We start from the raw sequence: 14,153 nt of genomic DNA on the forward strand, positions 1-14,153 counted from the left end.
CCCATAATGTCAGTTGGTATTGACGAAATTAGTTTCTATACATCTAATTATTTCTTAGACCTGAGAACTCTTGCAGACGTTCAAAAGATTGAGTCTGGGAAGTATTATCAAGGCATTTGGCAAGAAAAAATGTCAATGGCCGCTCCAGATGAAGATGTTGTGACTATGGCTGCAAATGCAGCCAATCCATTAATTGATCGTGTCGGTGCAGATACGATCGGTACCTTGTTGTTCGCTACAGAAACAGGGATCGATCAGTCTAAAGCTGCTGGCGTTTATGTTCATCGCCTATTAGGGCTAAATTCAAATTGTCGTGTCGTTGAATTAAAGCAGGCTTGCTACAGTGCAACCGCGGCCGTTCAGATGGCATGTGCTTTAGTAGCTCGTCAGCCCAATAAAAAAGTACTTGTTATCGCGTCTGATGTGGCCCGTTATGATCTTGATACTTCAGGTGAAGCGACCCAAGGGTGTGGGGCTGTAGCAATGCTTATCTCAACTAACCCTCGGCTAGTTGAAATTGATCCTGAAGTTGGAAATTATACCGAAGATGTTATGGATTTTTGGCGTCCTAACTATCGCACTACAGCTATAGTGGATGGTAAGTACTCCACCAAAATTTATTTAAAATCGCTTAAAAATGCTTGGGAAAACTTTGTTGAAGTGAGTTCGTTAGCATTCAATGACTTTTCGCACTTCTGTTATCATTTGCCTTTTAGCCGAATGGCTGAGAAAGCACATAAGCATTTAGCTAAAGTGAATAAAGCTGGCTTATCACTGGATCAAATAGAACAGCAGGTTGAAGATACGCTGCACTATAATCGAGTGATTGGTAACAGCTATACAGCATCAATGTATATTGGCCTAACCTCATTGCTAGAAAACTGTAAGGAAAACCTTGCCGGCCATAAAGTTGGCTTTTTTAGTTATGGTTCGGGTTGTGTAGCTGAGTTTTTCTCGGGCACGGTTGTGTCAGGTTACGAGCAATGCCTACATACGTTGACACATAAAAACATGTTGGATGCGCGTCGAGAAGTGACCTATGATGAGTATCTCACGCTCTACCATTATCCCGACCCTAGGGATGGCGGACACCATGATATTCCTGAGTCCACGACAGGACGTTATCGTTTAGCTGCAATCAGTGGTCATAAACGAGAATATGTTATCTGCTAAAGCTCCTGGGAAATTGATACTGAGTGGTGAACATTCAGTTGTCTATGGGGCTCCTGCCATTGCGCTAGCTGTGAACCATTTTGTCACAGCTAGCTATACTCCATCGGATTCCGATACGTTAATTATTACCTCCGCTGCGTTAGGGCGGGATAGCCGTACTTTGGGGCAACTGGAGACTTTTGTTGCGCATATAGATCAGCGTTTTGAGCGCTTTCTGTCCGGTGAGCTTGCGGTCCAAGATGTTTTAACGACCCCCCATGATCTTCTTTATTATGCGGTGTTACAGTCGGATAGATTAGGTGCTGGCAACATAACCATAAATAGTGAGATACCTACCGGTGCAGGTATGGGGTCATCGGCTGCTGTCATAGCGAGTTTACTTCAACTATTTGAATCCTCTTCTTCTATGCAAAAAGATGCTGTTGAACAGCAGGTGTTTTTCCAGAAAGTAAAATATTGCGAGCGCTTGCAGCATGGCCGAGGTAGCGCAATTGATGCTGCGGCTGTGACTTACGGTGGTACATTAAAAGTCGAAGATGGCAAAGTGATGCCTTTACCCATTATGTTGGGAGAGGGATGGTACTATTTTCATACGGGTACGCCTTGTTGCTCTACGGGAGAAACGGTTTCCGCTGTTAGAGAACAGTTTGCGAGCCAAGTCGATCTGTGGGAGCAGTTTGCCGATGTAACCCATTGTTTTGAGCAATATATAAATCAGCCTTCAGAGCTACTTGCGGTTATTAGATCCAACCATCGGCTATTACAAAAAATTGGTGTTGTACCTTTATCTGTATCACAGCTAATTGAGCGTATTGAAGCGTTAGGCGGTGCAGCTAAGATTTGTGGTGCAGGAGCTCATCGAGGTGAGGGGGCTGGGCAAGTGCTAGTGTATTTTCCTGAACAAAATACTGAGCTCTTAAGTGCGCAGCTCGGCATTCAGTTAACACCATTACAGCAACAATTAAGGGGAGCCCATCGTGCGTAAAATTCGTGCAAAAATACCCGGTAGTATTATGTTGATGGGCGAGCATTCAGTGCTCTTTGGAGAGAGAGCATTGGCCTGTGCTGTAGATAAATATATTGTTGTTGAATTAACGCCTCTGTCAGAACCTGAAGTGATAATTGATTCTGCCTTAGCGCATTACCGATCTAATTTAGCTCAGCTTACCGCTAACCCAAATTTAACTTTTGTGTTAGCTGCGATTGAATTGTTTATGAGTCAACTGCCAAATGGCTTTCGGTTAACTATTGAGTCAGAGTTTTCCCATAAGGTGGGATTGGGCTCTTCGGCGGCGGTAACAGCAGGTGTTGTAGCTGTTTTGTCCGCCTATACTGAGCTTAAGGTAGATAATAAATCCTTATTTGAAAAAGCGTTAACTGTCGTGCACAAAGTGCAAGATGGACGTGGTTCAGGTACGGATTTAGTTGCTAGCATATACGGCTCTATTGTCGCTTATAGTGTTAACCCTTGTTCAATTAAAAAGCTGCCCGCATGTCCTGAAATCTCTCTATTCTATGCAGGTTATAAGACAAAAACCCCAGATGTGTTACGCAGAGTTGAGCAATTAAGTAGCGCTAACCCTGAGATATATCAGCAGATTTATCATCTAATGGGGCAGGTGACATTGAAAGCAGAAAAAGCCGTTGTAGAGCAGGATTGGCAGAATTTTGGCTGTCTGATGAACCATTATCAAGGCTTAATGGATGCGTTAGGCGTATCTGATCGCGTTATTTCAGATATGGTTTATCGCTTACGATCTAGTGCTGATATACAAGGTGCCAAAATATCAGGTTCTGGTCTGGGTGATTGCGTATTAGCTTTAGGGCAGGTGACTGATCTAACTATGCCTTATGAGCAGATAGAGGTTGCAGTATCAGAGCAAGGAGTGAGTCTTGAGTATCTCTAAAAAGGATGTGATTGCAAATTACCTACCTCAAAGAACCGAGGCGGGCCTGAAAGCTGAGGCGTTTGCACCTACTAATATTGCGTTATGCAAATATTGGGGGAAGCGAGATGTAGAGCTTAATCTACCTATTAATGGATCTTTGTCTATTTCTTTAGGTGAGTTGGGCAGTCATACATCAATAAATGAGTCTGACACAGGAGAGGATCAGGTTTATTTAAACGATGAGTTGCTTGAACTAGATAGTAAGTTTGCCAGTAAAGTGATTAGGTTTATTGAGCTGTTTCGGCGAGATCTAGATCAGCCTATTACTGTGAGGACTGTAAATAATATTCCTACAGCGGCAGGTTTGGCATCATCTGCATCGGGCTTTGCTGCTTTGACTTTAGCGGTAAATGACTTTTATCGTTTTGGGTTGAAGAAAGAACATCTATCAGCTTTTGCTCGCATGGGGAGTGGCAGTGCATCTCGTTCCATTTACCAAGGTTTTGTTGAGTGGCATTTAGGTGTTCGAACAGATGGTATGGATAGTTGTGCTGAACCTTTAGCTGCACAATGGCCTGGATTTAGGATTGGTCTGTTAAAAGTTGCAACCGGCGAGAAAAAAATAGATTCCCGTTCAGGTATGCAGCGCACAGTTGAATCCGCACCACTTTATAACTCATGGCCGCAGCAAGCTACCAATGATTTGAGGGTGATTAAAGAGGCTATTAAGAATCGGGATCTAGAATTATTAGGTCAAACTGCGGAGCAGAATGCCTTATCTATGCATGCCACTATGATAGGTTCTTGGCCGCCCTTACTTTATTGGCAGCCCGAGTCTGTTGCAGCAATGCATAGATTATGGGAATTAAGAGCATCGGGTGTTCAGGTTTACTTAACTATGGATGCGGGTCCCAACTTAAAGTTGATTTTCCATAGTGAGTCTGAAGCTCAAGTAAGAGATGCTTTTCCTGAGTTAATGGACGTAGATATTGTTGCGCCGTTTGGATAAGTTATCTGTGATCCCTGATGTCTAATCGAGATTTGTTAGCGTTGGAATCGACAACGGGATTTATATTAACGCGTCAACAACAGGATGGTCCTACAGGGATTGTGCTCACCTACTGGGTTCGCACAATAGATCAAGTTTTTCCTGTTACGGTTCCCAATCAAGAGACGATTTTCTTTGTCTTAGATGAGCAGGTTGAAGAGGTCGAACGCATATTAATGCGTTTTTCAGGTTGGCGAATAGTTAAGCTTGAATTAACTGATCTTAATTATAAAGGGGTGCACGGCCTCTATTGCCGTAGCCTTAAAGTCATGCGGCAGATCGTGGATCTTTTGCGATTGTCAGGCATTGTGATGATGGAGGAAGATATTCGCCTTACTGATCGCTTTTTAATGGAGCGGTTTATTCAAGGTGGTGTTGCCATTACGCAATGCGCCTCCCAATTTAAGCTTAAACCTGCAGAAGTATTCCCTCGTTTTCGAATTCTCTCTATCGACTTAGAAACCACTATGCGCGCCGATAAAATATTATCGGCAGCCTTTTATGCAGATGACTTTCGCTTAGTGTTAATGCTTGGGGAAGGGGAAGATAAGGCAGAAATAAAATACTATCCTAGTGAAAAATCACTTTTACTCGCTTTTATTGATGTAGTTGAACGATATGATCCGGATGTTTTTATAGGTTGGAATGTTGTTGGTTTTGATTTTAGGGTCCTTAAAAATAGAGCTGATGCATTGCATATTGCTTTACGTTTAGGTCGCGATAAGCAGCCAATACAGTTACATGAGTCAGGTCAAGGGAAGTTATTTATCCGTATGGCGGGGCGCATGGTGTTGGATGGTATAGACACTCTTAAAGGTGCGACCTACCAATTTGAAAGCTTCTCCTTAGAAAATGTTTCCCGTCAGATGTTGGATCGTGGCAAGTTGATTGACCATGTCGAGGTTCGAGGGGATGAAATTCAACGGCTTTTTCGTGATGATAAAGAAGCTTTAGCCCGCTATAACCTCGAAGATTGTAAGTTGGTTTGGGATATTTTTGAGAAAGCAGATCTGATCAATTATCTTATTGAGCGAGCCCGTTTGACTGGATTGTCTTTAGATAAAGTAGGAGGTTCAGCGGCCGCTTTTGATAACCAGTATTTACCCCTTCTTCATCGTAAAGGCTATGTTGCGCCGGAATACGCATCGGGGGTTTCAGGGCTAAGTGCACCAGGTGGATATGTTATGGATTCCCGCCCAGGACTATACAGCCATGTACTTGTTCTGGACTTTAAAAGCCTATACCCGAGTATTATTCGTACGTTTAAAGTAGATCCCTATGGTTTAGCTGAAGGACTAAAAGAGGATAGCCTCCCAGAAGATCTATTACCCGGTTTCAATCATGCTATTTTTTCGCGTAGCAAGACGATTCTCCCTAAGTTAATTGAAACCTTGTGGGCCGCTAGAGATCAGGCTAAACGGGCGAAAAATGCCGCACTCTCGCAGGCCATAAAAATAATTATGAACTCGTTTTATGGCGTGCTCGGTTCAAATGTTTGCCGGTTTTATGATCAAAGGCTATCAAGTTCTATTACACTGAGAGGACATGAAATACTGACAAAAACCGCTGAGTGCATAGAGGATAATTTTGGTTTCAAAGTAATCTATGGCGACACAGACTCTGTCTTTGTGTGGTTAGGCGATGACTTTTCTACTGAAAATGCAGATAAAAAAGGTGAGTTGTTAGCTGAATTTTTAAATAGCTGGTGGCGAGAAAACTTACAGCAGCGCTTTCAGTTAGATACTCAATTGGAGATAGAGTACGAGACACACTATAGCCGCTTTTTAATGCCGACCATAAGACACTCTGAAAAAGGTTCAAAGAAGCGTTATGCGGGATTGAAGCGTCTGTCTGATGGTTCTGAGCGGATGGTTTTTAAAGGGTTGGAAAATGTACGAACGGATTGGACTCCGCTTGCTAGGGAGTTGCAAGAGAACTTGTATGAACGCGTATTTAAAGGGCAGGAGTGGAAGTCACTTTTAAAAAATATAGTGGAGCAGCTGAAACAGGGAGAGGTTGATGCAAAGCTTGTGTATCGAAAACGGATCAGGCAGCGCCTAGATCAATATGTCAAAAATAAACCGCCCCACGTTCAAGCAGGCTTAAAAGCTGAGCGCGAATATGAACAGCTTGATCAGCCAAGTCCGTATCGTTCGGGAAGTTACATCGAATATGTAATAACGGTTAATGGCCCAGAACCAGTCGAGTTTGTGAGGTCTTCATTGGATTACCAGCATTACCTAGAGAAACAGATTCGGCCGGTAGCTGAGGCAATTATGCAGTTTTTAGGTGAGGATTTTGATGACTTAGTCGCACCGCAAATTAAATTGTTTTAATCTTTTTTGCGGAAAAGGTAGCTTTCGCCCGCTTTTATGCGGTGACATCAAGCAGTGAACCTAATGGGCTTAGAGGGTCGGTGCGTAACTTTCCTGGCGCAGTGACTTCTAATAGTTGCATCACTTGTTCGCCCGTTTTCTCAATTTGGTTGTTAGCCATCTCAGCCGATTTTATTGTGTGGTTAGTGGGTACTGTATGCTCATTAGCGACCGCTACACTGCTACTGATCTCATTTATTTCCATTTCTAACCTTTTGCCTTGATGATGAAATTAGGTTGTTATTCCTCTGCGAATTTCTTCTTTGTGTTTAAAAGAGAGGTAGTTAAATTGTCGGCTGCAAGTGTAGATACTTGAGTGCTGCTTTAGGTTTCACTGTGTTTAAACCTTAGGAAATCGATTCAAAGGGTGACTTTTTGGGCAGAAAACACTATTTTGGAACTAAGCCTCAAGAATGATTTAAAAACCAGAATATACAGTTCATGCTTATCTGGATTTTTTAGGCTTTAAATTAACTTCATTTTGCTTTACTAAAAATTAAAATTAAAAGGGTCAGGGATAATGAAACAGAAACAAAGCGTTACTCGCAAAGTTCTAATTGGATTAATTGCAGCATCAGGCATGTTGTCTAGTACTGCTTTTGCGGCGGGTAATATTAATATCGAAGAAACTGCAAACCTTAATGTTAAGCCCGCTGGTGTATGGGCTTTAGTGGGTGATTTTAATAGCCTGAACCGTTGGCTTCCAGGTATTGTTGCCAGCGATCGCACAGGTGATACTCGTGTATTGACATTAGGTGATGGCGGTAAAGTTACTGAAATTCTTCTAGAAGAAGATAATGTAAATCACTCTTATCGCTATGCGATCACCGATTCTCCATTGCCTGTTTCTGATTATGAAGCGCAAATCACCGTTAAGCCAAATGGCAAAGGCGGCTCTGTAATGACTTGGAAAACAAGCTTTAATGCTGCGGGCCTATCAGATAAAGAAGCGGAAGATGTGATGCGCGGTGTGCTTAAAGCCGGTGTAGGAAATCTGGAAAAACTTTATAACTAATTAAATGTTTTCTGGTTTAGAAAGAGCGGCTTCTGAAAAGGAGTCGCTCTTTTTTTATGTGTATTATGTGCTAGATATACTAAAACACTGAGATCACGCGCACACTGTTTGCGTGAATATGGCCTAAAGTGCACACTTTACTATTCCTTGATTATCGCGAGCAACTCAAAGCTTAGCTTATAAGCAGCGGATTAATTCGATTAAAAAGAGTAGTTCAGGATAAAATTAAGAGAAATGTTAAACTGATAACTGGTCGTCCATAAGGCTATTCGTATCATCTATTATGTCTATTAAAAAAGCAGGTTCTGATGTTAAGGGTCTTAGTCAGCAGTTAAGTCTAAAGCTGCAGCAAGATATCTTATACGGCGATGTTTGCCCCGGGCATAAACTGACTTCTCAGCGAGAACTTGCTTCTACTTATCAAGTTTCTAGATCTACAGTTCGAGAGGCAATACAAGATCTTGAGCTTAAAGGAATGGTGAAAACCTACCCCGGTGGAGGATCAGTCTGTCTCAATTTACTTGAACCTCATTTAGATATGCCGTTGGGAGGATTAGGGCATAGCTTGGAGTTTCAATTACAAGTGATGGAGATGCGGGCTGCTTTGGAAGGAGAGGCTGCATTTTATGCAGCTTTAAGAGCAACAGATGAGCAGCTAGAAAAAATAGAGCAGGAATACCAAATTGTACATGCGCGTTCTAGTGGCGTGACCACCTTAGCTAAAGCGAAAGCAGATCTTCGTTTCCATATGATGATCGCTGAAGCAAGTCATAATGTTTTAGTAATGTCCTTTAGCCAGATTTTTTATGATCGCTATTTTAATGCTATTTATGGCGTACTTGATCTCACACTGAAAAAATTTGGGCGATACCCTGATCGCATTGGTGCCCAGCATACACAGATCTATCAAGCTCTAATGAATAGAGATGCGCCGCTTGCAAAAAAAATAGCCACAGAGCATATCAACTACACACGCAGTCAGTTGGAAGGCGCTGGTTAATCTAGGTGTGCCTGTTTTTCCCATTCAGTACTGTTTTATTGCCCTATACTTATTCACATTATACTTTCTTCAATCAGTCACAATTTTCTTGGTCAGACCAGTTGGTGTGTCTGTCTATTTTTGCTTTGAAATAGGGTTTAGTGTGTCTTGCATAAGTTTTAATGGTGGCCTGTATTCGATGATAATTTATCCCGAAACGTTGGTCCGGTTAGTGGATTAGCCAAGCATTGCTTGAAACTGCTTATTGGTTGATTCATACAAAAATAAAAAGAACGTCACCTTCATTGACAAGGGCGGGTAAATGTCTCAAGAAATTATTAATGCTGATGTTAAGGGCGCGCAATCCAATACGATTAAGTGCCTGAATATATCTGAAAAGAAAGTAGGTTTATTTGTCACCTGCTTAGTCAACACTATGCGACCATCGGTAGGTTTTGCTTCTCTAAAATTACTGGAGGAGGCAGGATGTACCGTTGAGGTTCCGGAGCAGCAGTCATGTTGTGGTCAGCCAGCTTTTAATTCTGGTGATGATGAGGGAACACGTCAGATAGCCTATCAGACGATTAAACAGTTTGAGAATTTTGATTACGTTGTTGTGCCTTCAGGCTCATGTGCTGCAATGATCAAAAAGAATTTTATTGAGGTTTTTAAAGATCAACCTGAATGGCTTGCGCGAGCACAGCATTTGGCGGATATAACCCATGAACTACTTTCATTTTTAGTGGATGTTTGTGAATTTGAGTCCAGCGGTATTGAGCTTGAAGGGTCGTACACGTACCACGATAGCTGCTCAGGTTATCGAGCGCTTCATGTTTATGAACAGCCTCGAAAGATGTTGGCTAATGTTAAAGGGTTAGAGCATAACCCGCTGAATGGTCACTCTGAATGCTGTGGCTTTGGTGGAACCTTTTGTGTCAAATATTCTGATATCTCTAATGAGATTGTTGCGGAGAAAGCCGAAAATATTCTAGCGACTGAAGCCGATTATCTGCTGGGTGGTGATATGGGTTGCTTAATGAATATGGCGGGAAAGCTGAATCGAGAAGGCCATAAAGAGATAAAAGCGCTACATACGGCGGAAGTGCTAGCAGGCTTAGCTCCACAGATTTTGGGAGATGAAAATGCAAGCAAATAAATCGGAAAATTTCTACCAGAACGTTAAAGATGCGCTTGCACAGCCGGATCTGAAAATGATCATTCGGCGCACGACCGATAAAGCAGAAGCAAAACGTGCGGAGGCGATTGCTAACTTCCCAGGGTTTGAAAATGCCCGTAAACAGGGGCAGAAAGTCAAAGACCATACGATTAAGTATATGGATCACTATTTGGCTGAGTTCGAGAAAAATGCGTTGGCACAAGGGACTATCATTCATTGGGCCAGTACCGCAGAAGAAGCGTCAAAGATTGTTTTAGATATTTGCCGTCAGCATGAAGCGAAGAAAGTGACACGTAGTAAATCGATGCTAGGTGAAGAGATCGGTTTGTCCCATGCGTTAGATAACTCAGGGATAGAGCGAGTTGAAACGGATCTGGCTGAACATATTATTCAGTTGGCGGGTGATCCCCCTTCACATATTGTCTGGCCTGCGATGCACCGTAGTCGGGAAGATGTTATTAAACTCTTCCGCGAATACCATAAAGACCCTACTTATTCTGAAGAGATTGTTGATCTAGTGCGCAGCGCGCGTCGAGATCTTCGAACTAAGTTTTTAACCGCAGATATTGGTATCAGTGGTTCTAACTTTTTACTGGCGGATAGCGGTTCATCTTGTACCGTTACTAACGAAGGTAATGCGGAGCTAACGATTACGCCGCCTAAGGTCCATATTGTGACGGCGGGTATTGAAAAATTAGTACCATCAATGGCTCATGCGGTACCTTTATTGCGATTGCTGACCCGTTCGGCGACTGGGGGGGAAATTACCCAGTACATTACTTTTCATAACGGACCTAAGCGCCAGAATGATGCGGATGGGCCTGAAGAGTGCCATATAGTTTTAGTCGATAATGGCCGTACCAAAATGTTGGCTGACGGTATGGAAGAGATGCTGCGTTGTATACGTTGTGGCGCTTGTATGAACCATTGCGTGGTTTATAAACATATTGGCGGTCATGCCTATGGCTCTGTTTACCCAGGTCCGATGGGGTCAGTGTTAACACCCCATTTAAATAGCTTGGAAGTGGCGAATAAACAGACCCATGCTTGTACCTTAAATGGACGTTGTGAAGAGGTCTGTCCGGTTAATATTCCGCTACCTAAATTACTGCGTTCACTGCGCGCCCAGTCGTGGGATAAGAAGTACGAACCGTTAACAAACCGTTTTGTTGTCAAAGCTTTTGCCGCTTTAGCTAAAAGGCCTAAGTTATTTCAATTGATTTCCTCTTGTGGCGTGATCTTTATGAGGTTATGTAGTCGTCAGGGGTGGATTAAATCAATGCCATTAGCGGGTGGTTGGACGCGTAATCGTGATTTGATTGAGCCAGAATCAAAAACCTTTATGCAGCAATATAAAGCAATGAAAAAAGCCAAAAGTGATGGTGCGTAAATAATGAATAAACAACGAAATGAAATAAGTCGAGAACGTATTTTTGATGCGATTAGAGCGGCTGCGCCAACCGTCACTGCGGATGTAAAGGCTATTCAGAATGAAGCGCTTGAAATCTTAGGTGAAAGTGAGTTTGCACGTCCTGCCCTTTTAGCTGAAGATGCAGCTGAAGCATTGACGCTGAGAATTGAAGCGGGTCTAGTTATAGGCACCAGCTGCGAAAAGATTGCTTCCCTTGATCAGTTACCTGATTCTGTTAATCAGTTTTTAGCTAAATATGCTTTACCTGCGGAGCTTAAGGTTCAGGAGATAGAGCGATTAAAAGCACTAAATTGGGATGGTATTACAACAGAGGTCGATATTAAAAACGATAATACTGTTGGGCTATGTTGGGCGGAGTATGGTATTGCGGAAACGGGTACGTTTGTCGTTCATTCTGGGCCGGATATGCCGATTCTTCTTAATTTTTTACCTTTGTATCTTCTTGCCGTTATCCCGAAATCGAAAATACTGCCTTATATGGATGACTATGCCTTAATTGCAGGTGAGATAGCGCAGCGGGGAGAAACACCGCGCAACATGTGCCTTATCTCGGGTGTTAGTGGAACAACAGATATAGAAGGGGTGTTGATTCAAGGCGCCCATGGGCCAGAGGTTTTGCATATGATTATTGTTGAAGATCAGTAGGTGTTAGGGGAAGGTTGAATATAGCTTCCCGCTCTTAGCGCATTAAAAAAGAGAATCCTTAGATTCTCTTTTTTTGTTTAAGTGCTAGTGCTGGGTTGCCGCTCGGTCTGGATATTGTTGTTGGCAGGGGGGCGCCTGTGTTTTTTTGTGCGCGCTGGATTATATGTACTACTTTAATTCTGAAATGTTGTTTAAAAAACAAACAAAGGTAAGTCCTAAAAAGAATAAGATTTCAGGATAATGCACTACAGATTATTGTAATGTAATGAAATAAACCAGTCTTCTTTAATAGATCTGAGATTCCACTAATATTAATAATATTGGATTCTGACACTATACCTTATGTTGGAATGAAGGTTTTACCTTTAGCTGCTTCTTTATTAAGTATTAGCTCAGTAGCAACTGCAAGTGTGACAGCCGAAGCGGACCTCAGTCTAAGAACATTCTATTTTGACCGTGATTTCAAAGATGGAAACACTGATCGAACCTCATTGACGCAAGCGCTGCATATCGATACGCGGATATATGATCACATGGAGTGCGTCTGCCTTCGCTAACATGAAGCTCGATGGCAGCGATGATGATCAAAGTATTGGTACCTTAACCAGCGGTAGTAATGGCTACGCCAAGTTGGGTCAGTTATATGCTGATGTCGCTTTTAGCGAAGGTATCACGTTAGGTTTAGGACGTTGGGTGACCTCTAAAGCGCTTGGTGGGTGAGTATGGTGATGCGAATGACGTGAGTGAGCAGTTTTATCTAAATGCATCCTATGCATTTGATAATGGCGTGTTGCTTGATTTTTACCAGTACGTTGCTGACTATGGCAATGCCCATACAAGTAAAATAAATCTAGACTCTCGGTTAACTAACCTTGTGGTTCAATTCCCAATTACGGACGCGATTAAATTGGCGTTAGCTTATCAAACCTCTGGGGGGCGGGTATGATTTTGGTTGGGGAGGAGAGCGGTTCCTACCTAATGACCTGGAATGATATTCAGTACTCTGACTTTAATTGTCAGGATTAAGGCTCATATCAGATCCGTGTTGATGATAAAACGCCGATTGCTGGCTTAAACCTTATGGCATGCCATGTAGAAGGTGAGTTTACGGCTGGGGGCGCTGATCAAGAGCATCGAGAAACGAACATTGACGCTCAATACGCGGTCTCCGGTATCGAAGGGTTAAACCTGCGTGCACGTTATGCCTGCGTACGTGTTGAAACCGGCGGTGGAAATATTAATGCACTTTGCTTAATTGCAGATTACTCCTTTTAAGGCGAGATCTATCGAAGCCCTATTGGTTGGTACTCCCCCCTCATACCTATAGGGCTTCACCCTTTAATGCCGTGGAAAATCTGTTCGCCTGTTGGTCATGACGTCTGAGTCAATGGCTGATGGTGCTGTATGTGTTTTATTGTTTTTTTAGTCGTTAAGGCAGTTCAAAGTATAGGGTTAGGAATGGAGTTTTTTCGCGATTAACACCAGCAGAAACGTGGCCTAAGGGGTAGTCCATAAAAGGTAACATGTGCTTTTCAAAATCTGTTGCGGTAGACCACTTGGTAGCCAATTGCATAGCTGCTGGAAATAGATCTTTGACCTTTAACCCTTTTTTGTAACAATTAATATCAAAAGATCGCCTAAGGCTATTTGTATCTGAAACTTCCATATAGATAAGGTCAGACTCGGCAGGAAATTGCGTATTGTTGGCCAAAAGAGCGCTGATAAGGCTGGCAAAGGTGTCTGTTTGGTCTGGTAATAGGGTATCTAGCCGCGCGATTATCTCGTCACACTTTAACATGGGATAGCACCAGTAGGTATCTTGTACCCAGCTCTCGGGGGAGTTAGGGCTCCATTTTATCCCTTGATTCAATGTGAAGGCTTCATGGGCATGTTTACCTTGTTGTATAAGCTGGACGAGGTGGTCCCAAAACTCTAGATAGACCTTCAGCGTTGTGGCTTTTCCTTCCTCGATGGCAAAAAGAAGCGTGTTGGCATTGTCCATTTTAGTGTAAATGAGTGCCGAGGCTTCCGCGGGCATATTGAGTTGTTTAAAAAGTCCCGCCCACTCTTGATCAGATTTTTGCTTTTTTTCAATGCCTAATAGGATACGCCGATGGGTGACGGTATTCGGTTGTATTTTTATAGAGCGTTCCTGATGAAAATTAGACCCTATTTTTGCGCACTGTTCCAAAAACGTATGCGCGGCATGGTGGGTGAAGGTAACACTAGAAGGGGCGTCTTTCATTTAGTCTTATCAGCTTTATTCAGGTTTTAAGTAATTATGCACCTAACCATGTAGTGCATCTATAAATTGCTGAATCTTCTTGCAGGATACGGAACGAATCCCTAAAATGCGCGCACTCACTTCGTACTTGGTTTGTACGACACATGAGTTTAACTATTATTCTAAGTGGCCTTGC

Annotated in this window: 15 protein-coding genes; 13 read left to right on the forward strand and 2 right to left on the reverse strand. The window is 42.7% G+C overall.

The window, feature by feature from the left end; translation table 11 throughout:
- Positions 1–6: 6 nt before the first annotated feature.
- The 5 genes from Q4486_RS08920 to Q4486_RS08940 are packed head-to-tail and all read left to right on the forward strand — an operon-like array spanning position 7 to position 6,446.
- Positions 7–1,173: a hydroxymethylglutaryl-CoA synthase gene (locus tag Q4486_RS08920; RefSeq protein ID WP_303519101.1), complete on the forward strand. Its 1,167-nt coding sequence runs from the start codon at positions 7–9 to the stop codon at positions 1,171–1,173.
- Positions 1,160–2,158, forward strand: coding sequence for a mevalonate kinase (locus tag Q4486_RS08925; RefSeq protein ID WP_303519102.1), 999 nt, complete (start codon positions 1,160–1,162; stop codon positions 2,156–2,158). Before Q4486_RS08920 ends, Q4486_RS08925 begins: the two co-directional genes overlap by 14 nt.
- A complete protein-coding gene (gene mvk / locus Q4486_RS08930; RefSeq protein WP_303519103.1) occupies positions 2,151–3,080 on the forward strand; it encodes a mevalonate kinase in 930 nt (309 codons plus the stop codon). The genes Q4486_RS08925 and mvk overlap by 8 nt, the downstream gene beginning before the upstream one ends.
- Positions 3,067–4,071 (forward strand): diphosphomevalonate decarboxylase, encoded by a 1,005-nt coding sequence (mvaD, locus tag Q4486_RS08935; RefSeq protein WP_303519105.1) that lies wholly within the window; start codon positions 3,067–3,069, stop codon positions 4,069–4,071. The genes mvk and mvaD overlap by 14 nt, the downstream gene beginning before the upstream one ends.
- Positions 4,072–4,088: 17 nt before the next feature.
- The gene (locus Q4486_RS08940) at positions 4,089–6,446 is read left to right on the forward strand and encodes a DNA polymerase II (RefSeq protein WP_303519106.1); all 2,358 of its coding nucleotides are present in this window, start codon (positions 4,089–4,091) and stop codon (positions 6,444–6,446) included.
- 34 nt (positions 6,447–6,480) lie between these two features.
- Here Q4486_RS08940 and Q4486_RS08945 read toward each other — a convergent pair whose 3' ends face one another.
- The gene (locus tag Q4486_RS08945; protein WP_303415574.1) at positions 6,481–6,690 is read right to left on the reverse strand and encodes a hypothetical protein; all 210 of its coding nucleotides are present in this window, start codon (positions 6,688–6,690) and stop codon (positions 6,481–6,483) included.
- Between the two features lie 315 nt (positions 6,691–7,005).
- On the opposite strand from Q4486_RS08945, the gene Q4486_RS08950 reads away from it, so the two are divergent.
- From Q4486_RS08950 to Q4486_RS08985, 8 genes are all read left to right on the forward strand, one after another.
- Complete coding sequence (locus Q4486_RS08950) at positions 7,006–7,500, forward strand: SRPBCC family protein (RefSeq protein WP_303415573.1); 495 nt, start codon at positions 7,006–7,008, stop codon at positions 7,498–7,500.
- 283 nt (positions 7,501–7,783) lie between these two features.
- The gene (locus Q4486_RS08955; protein WP_303415572.1) at positions 7,784–8,500 is read left to right on the forward strand and encodes a FadR/GntR family transcriptional regulator; all 717 of its coding nucleotides are present in this window, start codon (positions 7,784–7,786) and stop codon (positions 8,498–8,500) included.
- Between the two features lie 301 nt (positions 8,501–8,801).
- A complete protein-coding gene (locus Q4486_RS08960; protein ID WP_303519108.1) occupies positions 8,802–9,635 on the forward strand; it encodes a (Fe-S)-binding protein in 834 nt (277 codons plus the stop codon).
- Positions 9,622–11,046, forward strand: a complete 1,425-nt coding sequence (locus Q4486_RS08965) for a lactate utilization protein B (RefSeq protein WP_303519110.1) — start codon at positions 9,622–9,624, stop codon at positions 11,044–11,046. The genes Q4486_RS08960 and Q4486_RS08965 overlap by 14 nt, the downstream gene beginning before the upstream one ends.
- 3 nt (positions 11,047–11,049) lie before the next feature.
- Positions 11,050–11,733 carry an LUD domain-containing protein gene (locus tag Q4486_RS08970; protein WP_303519111.1) on the forward strand — a complete coding sequence of 228 codons (684 nt, stop codon included), beginning with the start codon at positions 11,050–11,052 and terminating at the stop codon, positions 11,731–11,733.
- A gap of 525 nt (positions 11,734–12,258) precedes the next feature.
- Positions 12,259–12,453, forward strand: a complete 195-nt coding sequence (locus Q4486_RS08975) for a hypothetical protein (protein WP_303519113.1) — start codon at positions 12,259–12,261, stop codon at positions 12,451–12,453.
- On the forward strand, positions 12,446–12,679 hold the full coding sequence (locus Q4486_RS08980) for a hypothetical protein (protein WP_303519115.1): 234 nt from the start codon (positions 12,446–12,448) through the stop codon (positions 12,677–12,679). Before Q4486_RS08975 ends, Q4486_RS08980 begins: the two co-directional genes overlap by 8 nt.
- Positions 12,680–12,813: 134 nt before the next feature.
- Positions 12,814–13,008 (forward strand): hypothetical protein, encoded by a 195-nt coding sequence (locus Q4486_RS08985; protein ID WP_303519116.1) that lies wholly within the window; start codon positions 12,814–12,816, stop codon positions 13,006–13,008.
- A gap of 154 nt (positions 13,009–13,162) precedes the next feature.
- Here Q4486_RS08985 and Q4486_RS08990 read toward each other — a convergent pair whose 3' ends face one another.
- The gene (locus tag Q4486_RS08990) at positions 13,163–13,978 is read right to left on the reverse strand and encodes a hypothetical protein (protein WP_303519118.1); all 816 of its coding nucleotides are present in this window, start codon (positions 13,976–13,978) and stop codon (positions 13,163–13,165) included.
- Between the last annotated feature and the right edge of the window lie 175 nt (positions 13,979–14,153).

The sequence above is a fragment of the Neptuniibacter sp. 2_MG-2023 genome (assembly GCF_030547495.1).
GTDB lineage: Bacteria > Pseudomonadota > Gammaproteobacteria > Pseudomonadales > Balneatricaceae > Neptuniibacter.